Origin of the sequence: Acinetobacter sp. GFQ9D191M (genome assembly GCF_011174875.1) — a bacterium.
In the GTDB taxonomy this organism is placed as follows: domain Bacteria; phylum Pseudomonadota; class Gammaproteobacteria; order Pseudomonadales; family Moraxellaceae; genus Acinetobacter.
In genome coordinates, this window is the sequence record NZ_JAALGV010000035.1 from 1 (window position 1) to 25,556 (window position 25,556).

General features: G+C 39.8%; 20 protein-coding genes. 7 read left to right on the forward strand and 13 right to left on the reverse strand.

What is annotated here, in order from left to right:
* Positions 1–40: 40 nt before the first annotated feature.
* Positions 41–1,015, reverse strand: a complete 975-nt coding sequence (locus G5T77_RS06910; RefSeq protein ID WP_166135468.1) for a hypothetical protein — start codon at positions 1,013–1,015, stop codon at positions 41–43.
* A gap of 456 nt (positions 1,016–1,471) precedes the next feature.
* Here G5T77_RS06910 and G5T77_RS06915 point away from each other — a divergent pair, with 456 nt between their 5' ends.
* Positions 1,472–2,077: a hypothetical protein gene (locus tag G5T77_RS06915; protein ID WP_166135465.1), complete on the forward strand. Its 606-nt coding sequence runs from the start codon at positions 1,472–1,474 to the stop codon at positions 2,075–2,077.
* A gap of 537 nt (positions 2,078–2,614) precedes the next feature.
* Positions 2,615–3,550: an aromatic amino acid DMT transporter YddG gene (gene yddG / locus G5T77_RS06920; RefSeq protein WP_166135462.1), complete on the forward strand. Its 936-nt coding sequence runs from the start codon at positions 2,615–2,617 to the stop codon at positions 3,548–3,550.
* A 43-nt stretch (positions 3,551–3,593) separates the two neighbouring features.
* Here yddG and G5T77_RS06925 read toward each other — a convergent pair whose 3' ends face one another.
* The 5 genes from G5T77_RS06925 to sbmA form a co-directional block, all read right to left on the reverse strand.
* A complete protein-coding gene (locus tag G5T77_RS06925) occupies positions 3,594–4,088 on the reverse strand; it encodes a hypothetical protein (protein ID WP_166135459.1) in 495 nt (164 codons plus the stop codon).
* A 156-nt stretch (positions 4,089–4,244) separates the two neighbouring features.
* Positions 4,245–6,272, reverse strand: a complete 2,028-nt coding sequence (locus G5T77_RS06930; RefSeq protein WP_166135456.1) for a M13 family metallopeptidase — start codon at positions 6,270–6,272, stop codon at positions 4,245–4,247.
* A gap of 193 nt (positions 6,273–6,465) precedes the next feature.
* Positions 6,466–8,505 carry a M13 family metallopeptidase gene (locus G5T77_RS06935; RefSeq protein WP_166135453.1) on the reverse strand — a complete coding sequence of 680 codons (2,040 nt, stop codon included), beginning with the start codon at positions 8,503–8,505 and terminating at the stop codon, positions 6,466–6,468.
* A gap of 412 nt (positions 8,506–8,917) precedes the next feature.
* Positions 8,918–9,901, reverse strand: a complete 984-nt coding sequence (locus G5T77_RS06940; RefSeq protein WP_166135450.1) for a hypothetical protein — start codon at positions 9,899–9,901, stop codon at positions 8,918–8,920.
* 617 nt (positions 9,902–10,518) lie between these two features.
* Positions 10,519–11,712 carry a peptide antibiotic transporter SbmA gene (gene sbmA / locus G5T77_RS06945; protein ID WP_166135447.1) on the reverse strand — a complete coding sequence of 398 codons (1,194 nt, stop codon included), beginning with the start codon at positions 11,710–11,712 and terminating at the stop codon, positions 10,519–10,521.
* Positions 11,713–12,226: 514 nt separating this feature from the next.
* Here sbmA and G5T77_RS06950 point away from each other — a divergent pair.
* The 3 genes from G5T77_RS06950 to G5T77_RS06960 all read left to right on the forward strand — a co-directional run bounded on the left by G5T77_RS06950 (position 12,227) and on the right by G5T77_RS06960 (position 15,260).
* Positions 12,227–12,421 carry a hypothetical protein gene (locus G5T77_RS06950; RefSeq protein ID WP_004783113.1) on the forward strand — a complete coding sequence of 65 codons (195 nt, stop codon included), beginning with the start codon at positions 12,227–12,229 and terminating at the stop codon, positions 12,419–12,421.
* Between the two features lie 567 nt (positions 12,422–12,988).
* Entirely contained in the window at positions 12,989–13,834 is an 846-nt protein-coding gene (gene otsB, locus G5T77_RS06955; RefSeq protein WP_166135444.1) for a trehalose-phosphatase, read from the forward strand.
* Complete coding sequence (locus G5T77_RS06960) at positions 13,827–15,260, forward strand: trehalose-6-phosphate synthase (protein WP_166135441.1); 1,434 nt, start codon at positions 13,827–13,829, stop codon at positions 15,258–15,260. The genes otsB and G5T77_RS06960 overlap by 8 nt, the downstream gene beginning before the upstream one ends.
* A gap of 27 nt (positions 15,261–15,287) precedes the next feature.
* Here G5T77_RS06960 and G5T77_RS06965 read toward each other — a convergent pair whose 3' ends face one another.
* The 7 genes from G5T77_RS06965 to katE form a co-directional block, all read right to left on the reverse strand.
* Entirely contained in the window at positions 15,288–16,535 is a 1,248-nt protein-coding gene (locus G5T77_RS06965) for an MFS transporter (RefSeq protein ID WP_166135438.1), read from the reverse strand.
* A 204-nt stretch (positions 16,536–16,739) separates the two neighbouring features.
* Positions 16,740–17,453, reverse strand: a complete 714-nt coding sequence (locus tag G5T77_RS06970) for a glycosyltransferase (protein WP_166135433.1) — start codon at positions 17,451–17,453, stop codon at positions 16,740–16,742.
* A complete protein-coding gene (locus G5T77_RS06975) occupies positions 17,450–18,064 on the reverse strand; it encodes an SAM-dependent methyltransferase (protein ID WP_166135430.1) in 615 nt (204 codons plus the stop codon). Before G5T77_RS06975 ends, G5T77_RS06970 begins: the two co-directional genes overlap by 4 nt.
* Complete coding sequence (locus G5T77_RS06980) at positions 18,057–18,839, reverse strand: PIG-L family deacetylase (RefSeq protein WP_166135427.1); 783 nt, start codon at positions 18,837–18,839, stop codon at positions 18,057–18,059. The genes G5T77_RS06975 and G5T77_RS06980 overlap by 8 nt, the downstream gene beginning before the upstream one ends.
* On the reverse strand, positions 18,827–19,810 hold the full coding sequence (locus G5T77_RS06985) for an acyl-CoA dehydrogenase (RefSeq protein ID WP_166135424.1): 984 nt from the start codon (positions 19,808–19,810) through the stop codon (positions 18,827–18,829). The genes G5T77_RS06980 and G5T77_RS06985 overlap by 13 nt, the downstream gene beginning before the upstream one ends.
* A gap of 51 nt (positions 19,811–19,861) precedes the next feature.
* The gene (locus tag G5T77_RS06990; protein WP_166135421.1) at positions 19,862–20,071 is read right to left on the reverse strand and encodes a hypothetical protein; all 210 of its coding nucleotides are present in this window, start codon (positions 20,069–20,071) and stop codon (positions 19,862–19,864) included.
* Positions 20,072–20,128: 57 nt separating this feature from the next.
* On the reverse strand, positions 20,129–22,252 hold the full coding sequence (gene katE, locus G5T77_RS06995; RefSeq protein ID WP_166135418.1) for a catalase HPII: 2,124 nt from the start codon (positions 22,250–22,252) through the stop codon (positions 20,129–20,131).
* A 666-nt stretch (positions 22,253–22,918) separates the two neighbouring features.
* Between katE and G5T77_RS07000 the strand changes: the two genes are divergently transcribed.
* Positions 22,919–23,416 carry a Dps family protein gene (locus G5T77_RS07000; protein WP_004783133.1) on the forward strand — a complete coding sequence of 166 codons (498 nt, stop codon included), beginning with the start codon at positions 22,919–22,921 and terminating at the stop codon, positions 23,414–23,416.
* Between the two features lie 505 nt (positions 23,417–23,921).
* Positions 23,922–25,508 carry a sensor domain-containing diguanylate cyclase gene (locus G5T77_RS07005; RefSeq protein ID WP_166135415.1) on the forward strand — a complete coding sequence of 529 codons (1,587 nt, stop codon included), beginning with the start codon at positions 23,922–23,924 and terminating at the stop codon, positions 25,506–25,508.
* Positions 25,509–25,556 lie beyond the last annotated feature (48 nt).

Consider the following 25,556-nt stretch of genomic DNA (forward strand, 5'->3'; position numbering starts at 1 on the left):
CTTAACTGACTGGCATTACGCCTTAGAGCGGGTTTTTTTATTACCATGCTGTAAATTGAGTAATATCAGGCATTCTCTGTAAATTTACATTAGAACCTAACTCACCATCCCAAAACTGTTGACGTTGTTGATCTGTTTGTCCACCACCATCCCATTCGATTACTTTTTTAGCTTTAGTACTAGCATGTAGCTTAAGAAGTTCATTTAAATGTGTATCCAAACCTGAATATCCAAATAGGATAATCTCTTCAGCTTCGTGTATAGATAAAACTAGATATCTCCAATATATTGCTAAAACGTTAGAAGCTGCAATAACGCTAGGCTTATGAGGAATATGTGTTAATACAATATGCTTACTCGGAAATGAATTAATTGAAGAAATCTGAGGGATGCGACGTTTCCGAGTCACATTACCAACATCTTCAAATAATGGACAACCATGTAAGTGCATATAGTACCCAAAATTATTATCATACATACGAACTAAGTTAGAACTATTAAAACCATTTCCATCTGTAAAACCATCAACTAACTGCCCATAGAAGCCATTACAGATACCCGCTTGAATGAATTCCTGATAAATTAATTTATCATAGTTAAGAGTAGCGACATGAGATTTGGTATTACGTACAAAATTTATTAAAGCCGTTTTAAAAGCGGTTGGCAACGCATGTGTAGAAGCAAATAAATGTGATGCTACTGTATGAATATATTCCTGAGTCGCCTGAGTAAACTCCTGACCATAGTTTGATAACCAATGCTCTCCATTTGCAGTGTTTGGATAATCATTTAAATAATCACAAGATGTCGAGACTAAATATAGTTTATCTAACTCTTCTTCTGTCTGTGGAGCTTGACCTGTTGGGATACAATTTTGAATAAGTTCACGATGTACTGTGTCATTCCATAAAGAATCATCATGCCACACAGTATTTAATGCATTTGTTAAAGAATAATGGTTTGCATCAATGGCCATTCCTAGACCATTACCAAAAATTAAAAGCTTTCTGCTCATTGTTTTCCAAATTTACTAAATTAATTCATACAGATAAATTAACCTATAAATCTAAAAAAAATAAACAGCAATTTTAAATAGTAGCAATCGGTCTAGCCTATATAAAAATTGCTTATCTTAATCAAAAATACTAGTTTTAACTCATAATCAAATTCTGAAGTTAAATTTACTCTCAGTTCTTATAAGTAAAGAATGACGAATTGAATCGTAAGTTTGGGACGTTTTACACTGATTTTATTTAACTATCTGTTGGTAATTTCCCCTCTTCTTAATCTTCTCTCACAAGAAGAGGGAGTGTCATGTAATTATTTTGATACGCGTAGTTCCCTCTCCTTTCTTAAAGGAGAGGGCTAGGGAGAGGATTTATATTTATGAAATTAATCCCCCTAAATCCCCCTTTTTCAAAGGGGGATTTTATCAATACAATCAATCTAAACACTTCACACCCAAAACAATATGACCATTAAAAAAACATCCTCTATCGTCAAACTCGAAGACTTAGGACGCATTCAACTATCAAAGTCTTTCTTTATGCGTGACTTTCTCTATAGCGAAATCGCTAACTGGTACGGTATCCCTAACTTTCCAGACCATCCTGACATTGCCATTCGCACAGGCAAAGAACTCTGCCAACAACTACTCGAACCACTCCAAGAAAAATTTGGACGCATCGCCATTCGATCCGCTTATCGTTCGCCACAAGTGAATCAACTTGGCAACGAAAAAGGACATAACTGTGCTAGCAATGAAAAAAACTTTGCCAGCCATATTTGGGACTATCCCGACGAAAAAGGTTACGGCGCAACAGCGTGTATAGTCATTCCTTCATTTCTAGAACTGTATGAAAAAGACCAATCCAACTGGCAACAACTTGCCTATTGGATTCATAACAATCTGAACTATAGCCATCTGCAATTTTTCCCAAAACTTTGTGCTTTTAATATTGGCTGGCATGAACAGCCTGCACGGGAAATTTATAGCTATATTCAACCGAAAGGTTATTTGTTGCGGGGTGAAGCTATAAATCCGGAGTTTGAGAAGTTTTATCCTGATTTTTTGTAATTCTCCCTCACCCCCTTGCGAAGCAGTGCTTCTCATCCCATAGAGAGAGGGAGAAATCATTCCTAATTAAAAGCCGCTATAAATTTAATATTGGAAGTTCCCTCTCCTTTTAGGAGAGGGTTAGGGAGAGGTATTTCTAAAATGAAGCACTAGAGAGGCTTAGAGAAAGGTTAAATTCATGCTATAAAATCAAAAACAAACCGAAGAAAAATAAAAACATGTCAAATCACATTATCTTACTCAGCATTATCCTGATCATTCTTGTGTTCATCATTGGCGCATATCAGTCAAGACGACGCAAACCCATCAAACCACGGAGGCACACAGCCAGAGAAAGCAAACTTGCCAACCTTGCCGATGGTATCGAGCTAATTTTCACACCCATTTTCTGGATCATTAAACTCATGATCGGGATATTCAAATCATAAAGCGGTTGTTAACGATTTTTTTGAATTTGATCATAAAATTGTGTCTATCCCATATTGAAAATCACTCAACAGGAATACAATCTGCACATTCTCCCATCCCGCCCTTATCATGTCGAAAAATCTCGCTACGCTGATTGGCTTAAGTGCCATTTTACAGTGGTCGTCTATCGTGGGATTACTCAAAAAAATCAGTTTTAGTATTGGACCTGATCTAGCTGTACTGATGATGTATAGCTTAAGCACCCTGCTCTTACTGGCTGTTTTTGGCGTTCCCAAACTCAAAACCATACCCAAGTTTTATCTGCTGAGTGCAGCTGCATTATTTCTGGTATATGAAATCTGCTTTGCCTATGCCGTAGCACTCGCACAAACTGCACAGCAAGCCATTGAAATTAGTTTGGTGAATTATTTGTGGCCGAGTATGACCATCGCCATGCTGATTTTATTTCATGAACTAAAATTTCATAGCTTGGTGGTGGTGGGGCTTAGTATTAGTCTGGCAGGTATTTTTTATATCCAGACAGGTAACGGCGATATTCATTTAGCAACTGTCATTCATAACATTCAAGCCAATCCGACCAGTTACATCTTGGCATTTATTGGAGCGAGTTTATGGTCGCTGTATTGTGTATTTACCAAAAAATACAGCCAAGGACATAACCCGATCGTGTTCTTTTTCGCGATGGTAAGTGTGGTTCTCTGGAGCAAGACCCTGCTGTTAGATCACGAACAACTGCCACAACTTCTTAATATTGACTTGAATATTATGCTGTATATGTTGCTGGTTTCGGTCGTAACTGGCTTGGGTTATGCAGCCTGGAATATCGGGATTAACCAGGGCAATATCGCGATGCTGGTCGCGTTATCATATTTTAGCCCGATCTTTTCGTCTATCATTTCGATGTGGGTACTGAATACCAGTCTATCCCACACCTTTTGGATCGGTACGATGATGGTTACCTTAGGTTCATTTATTTGCTGGCTATCGACCAACTGGAATGAAATTCGAGACCGCCTGTTTCCAGGCAAGCTTTATAAAACTTAAACCACATTTTTGCGGTTTAAGTTTTATTTGTATCTGCAATCCATTAACGGGTGATGCCTAGTTTATTCCACACCTCAGGGGTCAAAAAAGTTGTAACCAGTTTGCTCATATCGATATATTTGAGTACACCATTCAGCTGACTTTTAATTTCGGGATTTTTCAGTATTTCCTCACCTGTGACCCGCCCAAGCTCCTGGAAACTTTCGCCCACTGCTTGTACCCCTTCAGCCTGAATCACCGCTTTGGTTTGGATTGGACATTGCTCAACCAGAATCCGCTGTAAAACCGTCGCTAGATTTCTGTCAAGCGTTTCCTTTTGAGTTGCAGTTACATTGCTAAAAGCTTTTAGATCGGGATGATTACTCAATGCCACAAAAGTCCATTGCAAGACTGTGGTTTTATCGGTGGCTGTCGTGGATTTCATTAAACAGTCACTGAGCTGATCAACTGTTGGGCCGGCTGTCGCAACTTGAGTTGCACCCAGCAATGCTGTAGTCATAAAGACTGCCCGAAGACCCGATAAAGCTTTGAATCCCATATTACTTTCCTTTTTCACCTGTTCAAACTGCTTGAACAATGCAGTTTCTTTGTAGCATGTAAAAGATTAGAAAACCTGTAGAACTCTGTAACCTGAGAGATAAAAAAAAGTCCCGACATCAGTCAGGACTTTTGGAATCGAATGAGGAAATCAGACTTACCAGATTTTTACCCGTTTATCTTCTTGCTTGACGCTAAAGGCTTCATAGAAAGGTTTCTGGTTAAGTAAGGTCGCACGGCCACGAATGGCTGCTGGTGAATGCGGGTCTGTTTTTAACAGCTGTAATGCCAGTTCCGGACGAACTTTGGCACGCCATGCCTGCGTCCAGCCAATATAGAAACGCTGATCTCCGGTATATCCATCAATCACCGGAGCAGGCTTGCCATTTAGTGACAATTTATAAGCTTCATAGGCAATCGCCAGACCTGAGTTATCGGCAATATTTTCACCTAAGGTCAGTTCACCATTGACGTGATAGCCCGGTATTGCTTCATAGGCATTGTATTGCTCAACCAGAGCTTTGGTTTTTTCCTTGAATTTTTTATCGTCTTCTTCGGTCCACCAGTTTTTCATGTTGCCGTCTGCATCAAAGCGGCTGCCCTGGTCATCAAAGCCATGACTGATTTCATGCCCAATTACTGCCCCGATTGCGCCATAGTTCACGGCATCATCGGCATTCATATCAAAGAATGGCGGCTGTAAAATCGCAGCAGGGAAAACAATTTCATTGCCCATCGGGTTGTAGTAAGCATTTACCGTTTGCGGCAGCATATGCCATTCTTCACGGTCAACCGGTTTGCCCAGTTTATCCAGCGCAATGTCATAATTGAAACTGTTGGTACGACGCAGATTACCAATCAGGTCGCCATCTTTAATTTCCAGCTTGCTATAGTCACGCCATTTATTTGGATAGCCAATTTTTACTCTAAAGCTTTTCAGCTTACGGTGTGCCTGTGCTTTGGTTTCTGCACCCATCCAGTCCAGTTTTTCCAGATTATGTTCAAATGCCAGCAACAGGTTTTCTACCAGTTTTTCCATACGCTGTTTCTGTTCAGGCTGGAAATGTTTTGCGACATAGACTTGTGCCAGACTTTCACCGAGTACGGCATTAGTCATATCAACCCCACGTTTCCAGCGTGCCCGTTGCTCGGTCACGCCGCGTAAGGTTTTGCTGTACATTTCAAAGTTGGCATCAGCAAATTCCTGGCTTAAGTAAGGTGCAGCACCATCAATCAGATGGAATTTGAAATAGGTTTGCCATACATCGAGGGGGGTGCTGCTTAAAATCTTGTTTAAATCTTCAAAATAACTTTTTTGCGCCACAATCACGGTTTTGGTTTTTTTGTCTAAACCCGTCGCTTTAAAATAGGTTTTCCAGTCAAATTCTGGCACCAGGCTTTTGACATCTTTTAATGTATAGACGTTATACATTTTTTCGAGATTACGGTTCTGCACATTATCCCACTGAATTTTGGCAATTTCAGTTTCTAAGTTCAGGATAGATTGTGCATGTGCAGCCGCTTCTGCTTCTGTTTCACCTGATAGCATCAACAGTTTAGCAATATGTTTAACATAGGTTTCACGGGCACTTTTCAGTTTTTCATCGTCTTTTAAATAGTAGTCACGATCCGGTAAACCTAAACCACTTTGCCCCAAAAACACCGCCATTTGATCAGACTTTTTCAAGTCAGGAATCACGCCAAATTCAAAAGGTGTACTGACACGGTTCTTTGCATAGTCTGCAAGCAACAAAGTAAAATCTTTCTTGCTTTTCATGGCATCAATTTTGGCGATATCTGCTTTTAGCGGCTGGATACCTTTTGCATTTAAAGTTTCCGTGTCCATAAAGCTGGCATATAAGCTCCCCACTTTCTGCTCATTGCTGCCATAATCCGATTTGGTTTTCGCCAGCTCTTCTACAATGTCATGTAATTGCTGGGTCGAGTTTTCACGCAAAATCGTGAATGCGCCCCAGTTTGGCATATCAGCCGGGATTTCCTCATGCTCTAACCAGTGCCCATTTACATGCTGATAGAAGTCCTGTTGTGGTGCGATTTTTTTATCAAAATGTTGAAGATGAATCCCCGAGCCAAGTGCTGCAATAGCGGTTTGATCTGAAGCATAATTTGCAGAGGAAACGGCTAATAAAGCACTTACCAATGCGGTTTTTAGAAAAATTTTCAAAGCTTGCTATCCTCGCGCTTCACTGCGCAGTTGAATTTATCAATACGTGTTGACCTGATAATCAAACACTTAAATCTTTATAAGCAGCATATATGCCAATTTTTAAACTGGTCTTGGCTCTGCCTGCTGGTCGTTTAGATAAAAAAATAGGCCTGTCTCTTTTCAGATAAACAGACCTGTTTTTTAAAACCTGTTACCAGATGGAGATTCGTTTTTCAGGTGATAAATACATCTTGTCCCCTTCTTTAATCTCAAAAGCTTCATAGAAACTTTGCTGATTACGGACAGCGCCATTGCCACGTACATGACCTGGTGCATGGCTGGCAATATTTAGGCTATTTAACAAATATTCAGGATTACTTTTGCTACGCCAGACTTGTGCCCAGCCTATATAAAAACGCTGATCTCCACTAAAGCCATCAATGACAGGTGCTGGCTGACCCTTGAGCGATAACTTGTAAGCCATATGAGCGATCCCTAAGCCCAGGTTGTCAGAGATATTTTCACTTTTATTTAATTCCGCATTCACCTTATGCCCTGGCAGAGCTTCGTATTGTTTATATTGCTCGACTAAAGCTTTGGTGCGTTCGTTGAACTTTTTACGGTCGTGCTCGTTCCAGGTTTCTTCACCCTTGCCTTTGGCATCAAAGCGGCTTCCTCTATCGTCAAAACCATGGCTAATTTCATGTGCGATAACAGCCCCTATAGCACCATAATTCACTGCAGGATCATGACTATCATCATAATAAAATGGTGCCTGCCAGATGGCCGCAGGTAATACGATTTCATTCAGCTTGACATTATAGTAAGCATTGGCTGTTTGTGGCGACATGTGCCAGGCTTCTGGATCGATCGGTTCTCCCACCTTGTCCAGTTCACGCTGGTAATTGAATAGCCGGGTCCGCTGGATATTCCCAATCAGATCATCCTTACGAATCTCTAGGGCTGAATAATCCCGCCATGCTTTCGGATAGCCGATTTTGATATTGATGCTATCTAGCTTATGCCGTACTTGTTTTTTAGTGTCCGAACCCATCCAGTCAGCTTGGTCCAGTTTCAGATGAAAGGCTTTACGGACGTTTTCTACCATTTCCAGCATCGCTGGGCGCTGGCTTTCATTAAAGTGCTTTTCTACATAGAGCTTGCCAAGCACATTGCCTAAAATACCGTTAGTTAGCTTCAAGGCAGACTCATTCCGTGGAGAACGTGCTTGTACACCCTCTAGTGTTTTGTCATAAAATTCAAAATGATGGTTTTGAAAAACTTCTGTTAAAAATGGCGAATAACTATTGATCAGGTTGAATTTCAAATAGGTTTGCCAGGTTTCAATTGGAACGACCTTCCATAACTGATCCAGCTGACGCAAATAATTAATCTGCGAGATCGCAACCTCTTTTCTTGCACCTTTTAAGCCCAGTTCTGAGAAATAATTCATCCAGTCAAAAGAAGGCATATAGTTAATAATATTTTTAGTTTCAACGAGATAGGTTCTCACCTCATCATTGCGCAGCTCCACAGCGGACCAGCTAATTTTTGCCAGTGCCTTTTCCAAAGCCAGGATAGTGCGAGCATCTTCAATCGGCTTAGGCTGACCGGCAAAATTCAGGGTATTGGCGATATAAAGCAGATAAGTATTGCGAATTTCCTGTTGTCGAGGCTGCTCACTCAGGTAAAAATCACGATCAGGCATTCCCAAACCACCTTGCCCTACATACATCATCGCCTTGGAAGAAGCTTTACGGTCCTGATAAAAACGGGTAGAGAATGGCAAATTCAGATTGATTTTTTCCGCATAGGCAAAAAATTCTGCCAGATCTTTTTTGGTCTTGATACTTTCAATCCGCTGCAGGTCTTGTTGCAATGCCTCAAGTCCGAGCTGTTCTAGCCGATCGGTATCCATATAACTGGCATAAAGATCCGCGACCTTTTGTTCATTGCTACCTTGCGGATGCTGTTTTTTGGCCAGCTCATTAAAAATGCCAAATAACTGCTGGGTTGATCTCATACTCACTTCAGCAAATGCACCCGACAATGCCTGATCTTCTGGAATCTTTGCGGTTTTCAGCCAGTTTCCATTCACGAATTGATAAAAATCCTGCTTTGGATCAACCGTCCGATCAATCGCATTCAGATCAATTGCCGATTTTAATGAAGTTGTACTCACTGCATAACTCACAGGTGAATGTAGAAATGCACCCACAAGAATCAAATGACTTAAAATATGTTTTCTCAAGCGATAAATCTCATTATTGTGTATGTTAAAAATCAATTAGTTTTTCTTGCTCTGTCCATAAGCACAAAACTGATAATTTTTAAGCAAAAGATATACCAATAATTTCTAGAATATGCCGTTGAATTAGCTTGTATTTAACAAGAGAGATAGAGGAGAAAATCTGAGATGGTGGCGGGAAATTTACTCTGAAATGAGGTTCGATTTGCGACCCAATAATAATTAATTTTTATTCCTATCAACAGAATAACTATTTATCTTTTATCATTGATCTTCAAAAGAAAAATATTATTTTTAAGTTCTGCTATGCTTAAGAAATACTTTTTTAAATATCCCCACTAAATAAAGTAGATGACTTTTCATGTGCATCTACTTTGCCAAATAAATGGTCAAACTGAATGTGAAAATAATAGACTTATTTTAACTGTCTCAACTGATTCTTTGCCCCAGTATGGTTATAGTTGGTGGCCAGATTCTGCAGTACTCGTTTGGCCTGAACCTTGGAATTTGGAATACGGTTAGCATAGACTGGAATACTGCTTAAACAGCGTGCCACTAACATACCTGATTCAGTATAGACACGTGTTCCTTCTGTACCCTGTAATTTGCCATAGTTATAGGCACGCTGGGCATTATTGCAGGCATTGTTCAGGTTCTTGCCGCTATTGATATCACGACGTGCAGCTACATACAATTTCATCTGTTGCTGTTGTGGCGTTTCGATACTAGTTGTACGAGCAGCAGGGACAGCAACCACTGTCGGTTCAACAGCAGGTATTTTTATTTCTTTCTTATCAGCTTCTTTTTTATCTAATTCCTTTTTCTCATCTTTGACTGAGGTTTTGGCTGCATTCTTCTCGGCAATTTTATTAGACTTAGTCGTAGTCTTATGGCCCTGATAGAAATGACGCGCTTCAGCTGGGCTTTGAAGTTTGCTCAAGATCCGGACTACACGCGTAGTATTATTCTTATCTGGCTGATGTTCAGAAATCGGCTCAATAGAAACAATCCAATTTTGCCCTTGGGGCATCGTACATTGATAGGCACCAATACCCTGAGTGACATAACGGTTTTTGCTTAAACGGTTCTTCTGGGCAGAATCTTTTACTGAAGCCAATTGGCTCTTATACAGTAGAGAAAACTTGCCGCCCCGTTCATGACAATACTGGCTTAAGGTGGTTCGTGGATAGAGGGATTGTGGCTCCAGATGCTGCTTGGATTTTTCCCATGAATAAACATATTCTTTTGCCGAACCGTCAGCCTGATTCAAGTTTCTTTTAACAATCAGTTCTTGAGGACTTACATAAGGATGCTGCATATCTGATTTCATTTGCTGAATACTGTTACATCCAGCCAGGCTTGCTACACATATTGTTGGAATTATTAATTTTAGCTTCACTGCTTATCTCCCCCAGGCCTCTATAACATATAGCAAATGTGCCAAAACAACAATCTCAACAGATTGATAAATATAAAAATATAGCGAGACCTACCACTAAAAATGAGGAATAAAATGCCTAATCCATCTAGCTTATAGCCGGATAAATTGATCGAATTAACATTCTCCAAGCCAGTAAATACGCTGGATTATTCGCCAATTAGAAGATAGAGCAGTAGAAAAAAAGATATAAAAAAACCGAAGAAACAGATCAGTTCTCCGGTTACTCATTCAACAAAAATTAGAGATATTATTATCATGGAAGATAACGGCAATTATGCTCTCTATCGCTGTCTGAATGAGATTATAATTTGAATAATTTCCTTTACGTACACTAATTGTTTTTATACGCCATATTATTGGAAATTAAACACCACCCTGGCTGGCCTTTAAAATTCTAGACAAGAAAAAATAGCTTGAATACCCTAATATTGGGATGTTTTAGTGCCATTCATCCTAATTTTTTCGCACCTCTCCAGATCGTAATTTTCAATTGGATTTTGAGCAAAAATTAATCAATAAAAAGCCAGACCTATCATGGTCTGGCTTTTAAAATTGTTGATGAATATAAGAAAAAATTAATCGAGATGGGATTCAAATGCTTTCAAACGTTTATAGATAGAGAGCAGTTCAATAATTGTAGGCCAAGATAAAATCAGGTACTGGAACGATTCACGAACCTTACCAAAAACATTCAGGATCTGCATCATTAAACCCAGTGTAATCGCACCCGCGGCAATACTTGGAAACAAAATAAATAATCCGTAAATATTATCCAATTGCAGATACCAGATGCGGACCATATTGAAATAGGCATAGTGGAAATATAGGCGGAAATAATTCTTACGGACCCGGCTAAACAGTTCTTGCAAGGTGAGCGGGTGAGCACGATCGGCATAATCTTCACCATAAACCAGTTCTTTACGATAAGCCGCTTCTACTTTCTGATTATTGAATTCCAGCCCAGGTAGTTTCATCCCGACAATCATTAAAATCACGGTACCCAGAACTGCCCATCCGATTGACGCCCACATTAATGCATGCGGTATTTCACCGACAATCGGCAGTACTTTTACATGACTCGATAACTCATACAGAATTGGCAGGAATGCCATTAATAGCATCAGAGATTCAATGAGTGAGACACTGAGCTGTTCTGTAGTCTTGGCAAAGCGCATGGTATCTTCCTGAATACGCTGTGACGCCCCTTCAATATGACGTAATTTTTCCCAATGCGCCGTATAGTAGTCATTCATTGCCGTACGCCAGCGGAATACATAATGACTGACAAAGAACAGGTTAAAGACCGCCAGGGTGACATAGACCATGGCAATATAAATAAAGGTCAATGCACCTTGATATAAGAGACTGACATCTCCGCCCCCTTGCGTGAGCATATTCTGGATCTGGTCATAGAACGGGCTATACCATTCATTTAAGACGACATTAACCTGCACCCCAAACCAGATATTGAACAGGATAAAGGCCGAGCCCCACACGGACCAGCGCTGCCAGGGATGTTTCGCTTTAAAATACCAGAAGGTAGCAAATATCGCGGTACTCACAAAAAACCAGAGATAGAACCAGAGAAATTTTGGCGCCCAGAAACGGCTGATTCCTATCGGCATTTTAAGATCATGATAACCTTCGGTCATACCCAAATAGACACCCCAGCCTGATCCACCACTATGCCAAAGGCCAAGATTGATCAGAAACCACAGTACCAGACTACTAAAGAACCACACTGGTTGTGGAAAAAATGACTTAAACATTGGGGCTTAATTCTCCTTATAGATGTACGGGTCATCCAAATGACGCACAGTTTATTCTTATTTTCAGACTTTCAACGAACTGCAGCATAAATTTGCAATTCAATGTAAAAAATTACATACAAACACAAAATAGCTAAAGCCGAATTAATATCAGATTATATGATTCTTGCTTTAATACTAGCGCATAACGTACGCAATATAATGGAGGAGATCATGACTGGCCTGTCAAAAAGTGACAAGTAGATTTTGCGTTAGATTGACTATTTGGCACCGTTTGTCTTTTTTTCTTCTTTTCGTCGGTAAATAGACTGAAAATATTCGAGTTTAAGAAACACAAATCGTTTGAAAATTAAATCTTAATCTTCAGCCCCTTAATTTACCGGCTTAAGCGCTTTTTAAGAAAAAATTGACCGACTTGTTGACTTATGTCTCGGTTTTTCAAAAATTAGTTAAATTTGCAAAAATCATGTTAAGATTAAAAAACAGCGAAGTATCAATATTTGGGAATAAAAATATGGAAAGTTCAGTGATTGAATTACTTAAGCCAGTGACCTTGGAAAAGGAAAACTGTCACCCGATTATTTTTGAAGCTGGTACTGTTTTAAAAGTTGTAATGCAAACTCCTACCAGCCTTTTAGTCAGTAATGATGATGACTTTAACTTTACTATTCCATTGAAAGATGAGAATGATGTCTGGAGAGAGCTATAAGCGATCTGCTCTCCTCTTTATGGGGTTATGTCTACCTAGTCTCTTCAATGATATAACCCTCACTCTTCTTTGTAGCACCAAGATTTTATAATTTATCCTTCCTTTCAAAATTGGCTCTAATAAAAAATTAATAGGCTGCGCTATATTTCTATTTTATATTAAATGTGTTTTTTAATATTTCTAATTTAATTCCTATTATTTAATAGAAAGCTAATAAATTAATTTTTAAAAATATAAATCAAAACCATTTTTTACATTAAATAATCAAAAGAATCTTATTTATAGCAATTAAACCTACTCAATCACTTAATATGCAATACCTTAAATATCATTATTAATATATTAAAAATCACTGAAAAATTATTTTACAAATATACAAAGAATATCAACCTTTCCTGCTGAATATTTCCAAATTTTACAAAGTAACTTTACATGTCAAAAGTGTTTCTTTTCTGCGCCTAAAGCCATTTTGAAAAATAGAATATGTTATAAAACTAATTAGATTAAAAATCACACAGTTTAACTCTAAATTTTAATCTAAATTATATCATGTACTTAGGTGGATTTATGTCAGGCATACATAGGGAACAAGATTTAGAAGATTCATCTAGCTCATCTTTTTATATATCGCCAAAGATGATTTTAAATGATTGCAACCTGAATATGGACTCAAATCAGGTTGTTTTATTTCTTGATATTGACGGAACAATCTCTGAATTTCACCCAGATCCAGATAAAAGTATAATTCAACCTGAAATTATAAATATATTGGAAAATTTACAACAATATATTCAGTTGATATTAGTTACGGGTCGTTCGATTTTACAAGCACAAAAACTTATTCACCCTCTGCAATGGAATATCGCTGGATCACATGGTCTGGAATTAATCTATCAAGCTGATTTAAAGACATTAATCTCTTTAAATAAGCCGCAGCTACAAGCCCTAAAACAATATATTCAGGAACAGGCAGTTCAAATCCCTGATCTGCGGATTGAGGTCAAAGATTATTCTGTTGCGCTACACTTTCGTGAATATCCTCAACTAGAAGATCGAGTGCATACCTTTGCGCTGGAATGTCTCAACCATTTTTCCGACTTTGAGTTAAAAGCTGGCAAGTATGTTTTTGAGCTGGTGCCCAAAGGCGCCAATAAAGGTTCAGCGATTCAACAGATTATTCAGCAATACCATCTCACTGATCATTACCCCATGTTTATCGGCGATGACCTGACTGATGAAGCCGGATTCAAGGTCATCAATGCCTTTCACGGCTGCTCAATCAAAGTAGGCCCTGGCCAGACCCTAGCATGGTACAGACTGGAAAACGTCTCTCAAGTTCAGGCCTTCCTGAAAGAATTTTTAAATGTAATTGAAGTACAAGAACAACAACGATTGGAGAAATCACATGTCTAAACTCATTGTGTTATCAAACCGTGTGAATCTACCTAACCCAGAAAGTATGAAGGCTGGTGGATTGGCTGTTGCATTGCAGGATGCATTGCAAGATATAGGCGGTATCTGGGTTGGATGGAATGGCTCCAGAGTTGACCAGAACAAGGAACAGAAATTTCAGATTCTGAAACATCAGAATGTGGAATATCATACCAGTGCACTGAGCGAAGCCCAGTACCAGGGTTATTATTGCGGCTTTTCTAATAATGCCTTATGGCCGTTAATGCATGACCAGCATCAACGTGTCGAATATCAACCGCAGGATTTTAAAACCTATAAAGATGTCAATTTGCGTTTTGCCAAACACCTGAAACAGGTGGCTTCACCGCATGACATCATCTGGATTCATGATTATCATTTTCTGAGTGTTGCGCATTACTGTCGTAAATTAGGCATGCGCAACCGGATTGGGTTCTTCCTGCATATTCCTTTCCCGGAACTGAAACTTTGGCAAACGCTGCCTCCTTATCAGGAACTGGCCCGACATCTGGCAGATTTTGATGTCATCGGCCTGCAAACTCCACGCGATCAGGCCAACTGTATTAATTTCCTGGAACAGGTATTAAATATCCAGCATCGCAATGATGAAATCCTGAGTTATCAGTCTAAACGGATTTATGTGAAGGCTTATCCAATCGGTGTACATCCGGCGCAGATTCAGAAGCAGGCTGCTGAGAGTCAAGTCACTGACCTGCCCTTTGATCTGGATAAAGCCCATCCCCATAAGACCATCATTTCGGTTGACCGAATTGATTACAGTAAAGGACTGCTGGAGAAAATTCATGCATTCCAGGAGTTGCTGGATGAACAGCCTGAATTTAAAAATCAGTTCCAGCAATTACAGATTGCCTGCCCATGTCGACTGGATGTGAACAGCTATAAAAAACTCTATGAACAGTTCCAGGCTGCGGTACAGAATTTAAACCATCAGCATGGCAATGCAAACTGGCTGCCTTTTGACTGTAGCTACGACACTTTGGGTCATGAAGCCCTGATGCAGCTCTACCGTAAGGCCGATATTTGCTGGGTGAATTCAATCCGTGACGGGATGAATCTGGTCGCCAAAGAATATATTGCTGCGCAAGACCCGCTAGATCCAGGCGTATTGATTCTGTCTAAATATGCTGGGGCTGCCGAGCAAATGAAAGAAGCCTTGCTGGTTGATCCTTATGATCAGGACAGTATGGCCAAAGCCTTGAAAAGAGCCTTGCGTATGCCGAAGTCGGAACGTTTGGAACGTTATCGCTATTTACAGCAAGGCTTGAAGAATTTCGATATCATTCGCTGGCGTGATCAGTTCCTGTCGGACCTGAAAAAATCACAAAGCTTACGAATTTATCGACCAGTGGCCAAAGGTATTTCGACCCAGTTCAATATGCATGCCTAAAGTCTGAAAGACTAAAAAACACCAGCTTTATGCTGGTGTTTTGTGGTCTAGGCCGGCAATAAGACCTTCTGCTTTTTCTGATTCTTTGTGACCGGCAGTCAGATGATTCAGGATTACAATGCTCATTAAAGCAACTGCGATCACTGTAAACACTAAACGTAAACCAATAATTTCACTACCGAAACCTACGATGGCTGGTCCGATCAATGAACCGGTATAAGCAAATACCGATACATAAGATAATGCTACATGAGAAGCCATAGATTTTTGGCGGCCTGCACGAGAGAACATTAATGGAACGATGTTGGCACTACCTAGACCCAAGATCGCATAACCGGTTAAAACGACTTGCCATACTGGTGCAAAGATCACCATGAATAAGCCTGCTGCAGCCAGTAATGCACTTAATAAGATAGTGGTTTTTTCACCCAAGCTTTGAATGATCAGATGACCGCTAAAACGTCCAAGTACCATTAAGCCAGCAAAGAAACTATAAGCCAAACCGGTATGCGCTGCAGGTACGTTAAACTGAGTTGCCAGATAAATACCGCTCCAGTCCATCGCTGCACCTTCAGACAGGAAGGATACAAAGCAGATCAGACCAATACCTAAAATTGCGAATGTTGGTAACGCTTTTTTCGCAGGTTTTGCTGTAGCCGTATTAGTTTCTTCTGTAGTTGATGACTGACCACCTAAGCAGAATGGAATTGCCAGCATCGCAATCGCAAGCAACATCACACTTACGACCAGTGTGCCAGTTAAAGGTGCCAGACCAAATCCCATTAACGTGGTCATGCCCAATACACCGACCAGACCACCCAAGCTACATACGCCATGGAAACCAGACATCAAGCTTTTATCCATGAGTTTTTCAATCTGGGCAGCCTGAATATTTACGGTTACACCCAAAGCGCCTGCACTGGCACCAAAGAAAAACAAGGTAATTGCCATCATCAAGCTGGTAGGACTAATCGCTAGTGCTGGCAAGATGAACAGAAATGCAGCCAGAATAACAGCCAGTACTGTACGGCAGCCAAACTTACTTGCCATACGACCTGCCAATGGCATTGCCAGCATTGAGCCAACTCCGGCACATAGCAAAAGCAAACCAAAGTCAGCATGATTCAGTAATAAGCGCTGCTGCGCATAAGGAATTAATGGCGCCCAAGCAGCTGTACTAAAACCTAGACTAAAAAAACACAGTGCAGTGGCGATTTTCTGCCAGAGATACGGTGATGGAGACTGAAGACGAGAAATTAACTGTGAATTTAACATTGTCATTCCAAAAGAAAGAGCTCAGGCATCCATTACCGATCATCCATAGAAAAACCCCGCGGACTTATAGCTGAAAAATATAAGTAGCAGGGCTTAATTTGTGTGAATTATAAACAGAATTTTTCTAAATGAAATAGCTTTTAGAGATGAATTTTTAAATTTTTTACAAGTAATTGATTGTATAAAATTTATAATTTTATAGTTTTATTTGTATACGCTGATCGGTTTTTTCATTGCTTCCTGTAACTCAAGATTTTGTAAAAAACAGGCGAAACCTTCAGCAACTTTTGACTGTAGTCGGCTACTGGTTGTTACCCTTAATTGATTGGACCAGGTAATGTTGACTCCTGCCTGTTGTAAACGGCGAACAAAGTCGACATCTTCATGACAATCTAACTGGTTAAATCCATCAAAATTATTATATACACTTGTTTTAAAACATAAATTTGCACCATGAATATGCCGGTGATCCATTTTGTCCTGATAGTGGTCTAAATATTTTAGCCGGGCTTCCAAACTTAAATTTTTCCATTCGTCCACTTCAACGACCCCACAAATTGCGTCAGTAGGTTGGTGCTGCCACATGGCTTTGAACCAGTCTTCCTGAACACATGAATCCGCATCGGTACAACAGATCCAGTCGCATCCTTGTTCAATTACTTTTTGCACTCCTAAATGACGGGTCTTACCCACTGAACGAAAGTTACAACTGATGGTTTCTATACCTAATTGTCTGGCCTTGATCGCAGTTTGATCAGTACAACTGTCTAAGACAACTAAAATCTTAATCTCGGGAATATTTTCTGATAAACCAAGGTATTGATAAAATTCAAATTGTGCTTTTTTTAAGGCCAGCAGGCAGCGTTCTATATAGGCTTCTTCATTACAGGCAGGAATGACCACGCCAATTTTATTCATTTAAAGCCCTCTTGCTCTGCCACAGACTGTGGACTATTCATCCAGACATCAATCAGAAAATCAGGTTCCTGGAGTTGTGAACATTTTCTATAAGGTAAGTGTGCATTTAGATGGTCATGAATATCATCACCAGTAAAGCTAAAACCTGAAATCGGTGCCCGCCAGTGACAAGCCAGAATACAGCCTTCTGCATCAAGAGCGTGCTGCAGCCAGTGGGTCAATTTCTCTAAAGCGGCCTGATCCAGATAATATAAGACTTCACTCAGCACAATTAGCTGGAATTTACGCTCTGGCAAGTCTTCCGGAACAACGCCTTGGACAAAACTGACATGAGAATAATCTTGCAGGCGTTGTTGTGCCAGCCGGATCGCTGTCGTATTGGCATCCAGACAGATGAGTTCTCCAGTATGAGGAGCCAGTTCCTGACTTAGCATGCCATTACTGCAACCGATTTCTATGGCAGATTCAAAATGCAGTTTGGGCAAGAGTGCTTTACAAATTTGACGTTTACGCTGTTCATACCAGCGCTGTTCATAATGCCATGGATCTCCCTGGTTCAGCGCATAAAGAGCATCAAAATAAGCATGATCATAGGTTGATTTACTATTCATACAGATAAACCTCCCATGGCTGTAAAACACGCTCTAATGCATGCTCAGGAACAATCGGTGCCTGTTCTGTCGTCGGGTCATTCTCAATCTGACTCTTGAAACATCGTGCAGCTCGGGCTTTACATTTTAATTCTTCATCTGTCAGCCTGAGTTTGTGCGCAACAGTCCACGGAATTCTGGTATCTCCTGGTGTAGCCCAGTGCCATGCCCAGATTAAAACTTGAATATATGGTAACTGTAGCTCAGTCGCGAGTTGCTGGACGACCTGCCCGGTTATTTCATGATCTGGATGTCCATCATGAACAAAAGTCGTGACCAATACATCATTAGGCTGCAAATACGAATGCAATTGCTGTTTGAGCAAACCTTGCTGCTCGGCCACTTTTCCATCCTGAATATCCAAAGCAATCCGAAGAACTGGCTGTTCTAGGGACAATTCTTCCAGAGCCTGACGCGTTTCTGCTGGACGAATCTGGTTCAGTTCTTCTGGCGTATACAGACTCGAACCGGGATGACTGGCCGTACCATTGGTCACTGCAAACAGTACAATTTTATAGCCGAGTTTATCCAGACGTTGCATCAGTCCACCACATCCCAGAATTTCATCATCCGGATGTGGTGCCACAATACAGACTCTGGCATCTACAGGAATTACACTGGAAATATCGAATTCTGGCATCTGTTGCAGTATTTCGCAGTTACGCCATTCTTCCACCCGCGTCCCTTCCCCATGGATCACACGATCTTCGACAATCTCATGTTTTAAAGTGCCCATAGTTCTTCCTCCTGTGCGCTTAGTTCTCCAATACGCTCAAGATCAAAAGCAGCATGGCTTTGACGGATAAATACCGGCAGATCGGCTGCGAGCTGGGCAAAATAAGAATTAATACAATAAGGCGCTGCGCCAAGCGCTTTTCCAACCTGGTTGAGTACATTTAATGCAGTAGCTTCAACCTGCGCGCGCAAAGCCTGAATCTGAAGTTGATGAGGAAATTTAGGTTGCTGGTCAATCAATTCTGCAACCCGATAAAACAAAGCCTGAGTAGCTAAAAGATCACGGCTAATTTCACCCAGATACATGGCTTTATACATATGCGGTTTTCTTAACTGTTCCTGCTGCAGATATTCAGCAAGAGCTACTGTCGCACCATACCAGCAAGCAGCAACGCCTGCTGCTCCATGCCAGAATCCCACCCGATCCAGATAAGCATGTGGATCGGCAACTTTCTTGACAGGGACCTGATTAAATTCCAGTTGTGCTGTTGACGTATGCTGCATCCCCACAGCTTGCCACACAGTATGATCATGCTGAATACCAGGCTGCTGCATATCTACAATCAATAACTGAGAGCGATTTTGTTCATCCCGATACGTCAGTAAACCTGACTCTACCCAGCTCGAAGTCGAACACCAGGTTTTGATGCCAGTCAGCTTGCCTTCATCTAGCTGCAATGGTTGAGGCCCTCCTTCTGCTGCCCAGACTGCCCAGAGCTGATGAGGATTTGCCGGAATATTTAATTCATGCAGAATTGCGAGTGCATCCAGATGCGACTCAAATATTTTTCCCAGGCTTAAATTGGTTGCCGAGATCTGGCTTAAAATTTGCCAGCGTTTTAAAGTTTCCCCTGATGCAGGAAAAGGAACCTGATCCGAAAGTTGCACCAGTTCCTTCAAAGTCGTTTGAATATTTTCTTTAGGTTCTAATGATGAATTTTTAAATCTTTCTAATATTGAACTGAGGTCCATAAAAGTGCTTCCTCAAAAATATCGATATTGTGGTCATTTGATGAAAGCCAGTTAAGGAAAAAGCCTTTTCATCTGTTTTAAACGGGTCATCAGTCCTAGTACCTTACGGCGTGCCATAATTTCTTCTTCACTAAAAGGCAACTCTTCTCTGAGTTGACTCATAGGTAGGTGGTTATGTTCGATCAGATAAATATCCTGCTCCCTGCTCCATTGCGCATTTTGCATCTGTGCCAGTAATTTTTTAGGATCTGGTCTCGCCATAAAAGTTTTATTCCTTGAAATAGAGAATAGAAGCCGAAGCTTCTATTCTCATGGTATTTATGCAGGAATAGTTTCTGAGATCAATTCACGCGCCCAAACACGGTGATTCATGATCAAGGTCTTGAAGCTATCTTGCACAGTATCGAATTGAGAATTTGCTAAAGTACCTTCATCACTAATCAGTTTTAGATCTTCAATCAGCTGACCTTTATCTCCCAAGAAGACAATCGGTTTCAGATGCTTATAAGCCTCAAGCAGATAGTGAGTCGCGATACCATCTTTCAGCACCATGTCATAGTTATCGCCATCGACAATAACCACAGCATCATAGGCAATTGACGGTTCAGCTTTCTGCATACCATCAGATGGGATCACTGTACCTTGCTGGCTCAGAACTGGTCCTGGACGAGGTGTTAACACATCAGCCACAGCACTCTCTGATTCAGCCCAAGCCTGTACAGCTTTAATACTGGCTTCATTGGCTTTGTCATGTGCCAGAATTGCGATTTTACGTGCCTTAATATCGGCAGGTTTAAACGCTTCAAAAGACAGGCGCTTAGAAATCAGAACATCAGGCAGTTTTGCGGCTTTTTTCTCAGCTGGGATTTCAATACCTAATTGATCCGCGACCTGTTGAGCCAGCGTCAAGTCAATATTGCACAGCACTTCGAGAACTTCACGTTCACGGATATTTTGGCGTTGCACTTTACTCAGTTCGAAGACATAGGCATCAATAATATGCTTCTGCTCATGCGGTGCCTGGCTTTGATAGAATAAACGAGCATGAGTGAAGTGATCGTTAAAGGACTCACTACGCTGGCGGATTTTATGACCGTCAATACGCTCCTGATAGCTTTCAAAACCACCTGCCTGAGTCGCACCTGGCGCTTCAGCTGGCCAGTTATCATCAATCGAGTTTGGTTCGTAGTTGGCCTGTCCGGTGTGAATAAGACGTTGATGCAGACCATCACGCTGATTGTTATGGAATGGGCACACCGGCTTATTAATTGGAATCTGATGGAAGTTTGGACCACCCAAGCGGCTCAGCTGAGTATCAGTATAAGAGAACAGTCGGGCCTGTAGTAGCGGGTCGTTGGTAAAGTCAATACCAGGAACCACGTGACCTGGACAGAAAGCAACCTGCTCAGTTTCACCGAAGAAATAATCAACATTACGGTTCAACACCATACGGCCAATTGGAGTCACTGGAACCAGTTCTTCCGGAATGATTTTGGTTGCATCCAGCAAGTCAAAATCAAATTTCATCTCATCTTCTTCAGGAACGATCTGTACGCCTAATTCCCATTCCGGGTAATTACCGGAAGCAATCGCTTCATACAGGTCACGACGATGGAAATCCGGATCCTTACCTGCCAGTTTTTGCGCTTCATCCCATACCAGCTGTGTCAAACCTTGTTTAGGCGTCCAGTGGAACTTCACAAAGACAGCTTTATTTTCGGCATTGATGAAACGGAAGGTATGCACCCCAAAACCTTGAATCGAGCGTAAATTACGTGGAATAGCACGATCCGACATTGCCCACATCACCGCATGTGCAGATTCAGGTACAAGAGAGACAAAGTCCCAGAAAGTATCATGTGCTGACGCACCTGATGGAATCTCGGTTTGTGGTTCAGGTTTCAGCGCATGGACAAAATCAGGGAACTTGATGCCATCCTGAATAAAGAATACTGGCGCATCGTTGGCCACCAGGTCAAAGTTACCTTCATCCGTATAAAACTTAGTCGCAAAACCACGAATATCACGTACCGTATCTGCTGAACCGCGAGGACCTTGTACTGTAGAGAATCGAACAAAGACTGGAGTCTGGGCACCGGTATTGGTTAGAAACCCGGCTTTAGTCCATTTTTCATTGCCTGGATAAGCTTCAAAAAAACCATGTGCCCCAACACCACGTGCATGCACAATTCGCTCTGGAATACGCTCATGATCAAAATGGGTAATCTTTTCACGGAGAATAAAATCCTCCATTAAAGTTGCCCCACGAACACCCGCTTTTAGACTGTTCTGGTTATCCGAAATTTTGACACCTTGGTTAGTAGTCAGTGTCTGTTCGGTGGAGTCACTACGATATGCATCAAGCTGCTCACTTTTTTTATTGGTATTCTGCTTATCTAAACCATTTTTACCTGTGGCTGGACTGTTCGCCTTAATTTTCATGACATTTTCCTTGCTGATCTTGAGTTTAGTGAAGTCTTTTTTTGCCTATCTCAAATTCGCTTGAGTTTTATTCAACATCTTGGCGTTTTTACAGAAAAATAAAGTTCCACTTTTATCTGCATGCGGTGAGCTGTTGCTGAGTATGAAAATCTTTTTATTGATTTCGTCTGTATCCCTAACATAACGAGATTTGACGAATACATTGCTGAGTCTTTGTAGTGGCTTGTTTAATAAAGGCACAGTTCTGTTATTTTTCTTAACTACACAGTTTTTTTTACCGAGTAACGATCACAAAGTTCGAAAAATTTAAAGCTGATAGTTTTTACTAAAAGATAAAATCATGAAATAAAGGCTTAATCATCTAAAAATGAAAACAAGTTTTTAAAAAACTGATCCAGACATTTGAGTTTTATAAGGCAAAATTAATTTCTTTATACAGTTACAATCCTGTCACCAGGCTATACAGAACGCCTAAACTTATATCTTTGCCCGTCCTATAAACTATATAACTCAGAAGTACTTAAAATTATTTCCACATATAAATAGTGGCAAAAATCTATTTCATATAAAAGGTCATGCTGCCAAGATTTCCTATCTTTTCAGCCATGACTGGCAAACTTCTATTTTAAAAGATATCTCTTCTACAAAATTGTTAAGGAGTAAAACATGGGCTCTTCAGAAAAAAATGCTAAAGCTATGAAAATTGATATTGGTATTTCTTACGAAGACCGTGCCAAAATCGTCGAAGGTCTATCTAAATTATTGGCAGACAGCTATACCCTCTATTTAATGACCCACAACTTTCACTGGAATGTCACCGGACCACAGTTCAATAGTCTGCATAGCATGTTTATGACCCAATATACTGAACAGTGGAATGCTCTTGATCTGATTGCAGAACGTATCCGGGCTTTAGGCTTTGCCGCACCAGGCACTTACCAGCAATTTGTTAAGCTAACTGCTATTAAAGAAGTGGAAGGTGTACCAGATGCCCAAGAAATGCTGCGTTTATTAGTAAATGCTCATGAAACGGTAGCTCGTACCGCACGCAATCTTTTTGAAGTTGTTGATGAAGTCAACGATCAACCGACTGCAGATTTAATCACGCAACGTCTTGATGTGCATGAAAAAACAGCCTGGATGTTAAGAAGTACTTTAGAGTAATTAATCTTTCTCATTGAGAAAACAACTGTAAAATCAGAAAATTAGCTTTTCCTAAAATAAATAAGTGTTCAAATTTAATTGATATCCTTTTGAGCACTTATTTATCCCACCTTTCAACCTATAGTGAAGGCTTTGAAAAATAAATATTTACCTTTTAAAAGATTATTTTTTAATCAATAAATCTTTATTTATTATCTATTTAATTATATTAGGCTAGATAGAAAATTTAGCTTTTAAATAAAATTTTCTTATATTATAAAAATATAATTTTTACTAAATCAGTATTTTATTATTTTTTTGATCTTAGTCTTTTTCCATATCTTTTAAATATATTGAACAAATGGACCAAACCATTCCTGCTTACAAAATAAGCAACAGATTAAGCTTCAAAAATGCTTACAAACTGAATATTATTCATCTAAAATAGAGAACCACATCACATAATATAATTATTGAAATATATTGTATACATTTTGTATTTCTAAAAGATTCAGGGGATTAAGTTATGAGTGTTCAAAAGTTGCTCATTTCACTCAAACTTAATTTACGTAAATTGATTTTAATCCTTTTACTTGTGAGTCTGGTGATTCTTTTTTCAATTACATTGATTGTGAGCAATGTAATTCACCGACAGCAACTGATTAATAATTCTCTTGCAACTAATTATGAGTATGCAGCTAAAGTTGCTTCTATTTCTGATTTATATTTTAAAAATATATTTAATGATTTAAGCCTCAGTGCCAATATTATTAAGAATGGCTTTCATAATGAGCAGTTATTAAAAACTGAATTAAACAGATTGATTCAACAATCTAATTCTTTTAGCAGTGTTTTGATCAGCGATGCAGATGGCCATGTCATCGAATATGCGCCTGAAACCTTGAAATTAGATAAAGTTGCGATTATCCGGTCTTTGGGCTTTAGCAAATCACTCGAATCAAAGAAGCCTTATATTTCCTCACCCTATTATTCATTAAAAGGTAATCTGGTCGTCCTGGTTAGTTTTCCCATCTTTGATCAGAATAATAAATACCAAGGCTTTATTGCAGGGTTTATCTATTTACATGAAGAATCCTTATTAAAGACACTTTTAAGCGAAAATTATGGTTATAAAAATAGTTACTTATATGTTTTTGATAAAGAAGATAAAATTATTTATCATCCAGAAAGAGAGAGAATTGGAGACACATTCCAACACAATACCGGTTTAGCCTATATGGAGTCACATAGCTCAGGAAAAATAAAATTAAATAACGATATGGGAGTTAGCGAACTAGCAGGTTTTGCAAAAATTCCTACGACTAACTGGACCGTGGTATTTCAGCAGCCTACAGAAGATTTATTTGCCCAGGCCCGTCTTCTTGCCTACAAAGTGATTGGCACAATTTTTGTTATTTACATTATTATTTTTTTAATCATCTGGCGTTTTTCAAAATTTATTACCTCCCCCTTAAATGATCTCGCCAAAATGGCAAGTCATTTGAATGATCCAGGTATTGCTGAAAAGATTAACCATATTAAGCCTTGGTATTTTGAAGTTTTTAAATTCAAGAAGTCCCTATTATCTAGCGTGAATGTTTTTAATCAGGAGATTGAAGAACTTAAACAGGATACTTTAACCGATCCTTTAACCGGCTTTTATAATCGCCGTGGCTTTGAACTATTTTTAAATGATTTGATTAGCAATAAAACTTATTTTGCTGTGGTGGTTTTGGATATTGACTATTTCAAGAAAATCAATGATCGTCATGGGCATGATATGGGTGATGTGGTATTAACCAAAGTTGCCGGATTTATTCGGGAAAGTTTTCGTGAACAGGATATTTGCTGTCGCGTCGGCGGTGAAGAATTTATTATTCTTGCGCCAGTCAAAGAGATTTCACAAGCCACTAAAATTGCTGAAAGATTAAGACATAAACTGGCATCGACTTATTTACTTGAAGTAGGAGTCGTCACTGCCTCACTTGGTATTGCACACTGGCCTTTAACTTCTTCTGATATTAAAGAAGTTTTAAAACAAGCAGATACAAATTTATATCAAGCCAAACATTTAGGGAGAAATCGTGTGGTGACAGGTGAAAAAAGTACCTAGTAATAATATTTTTATACAGTTATTAAGTAGGGTGTGTTGACACTTTTA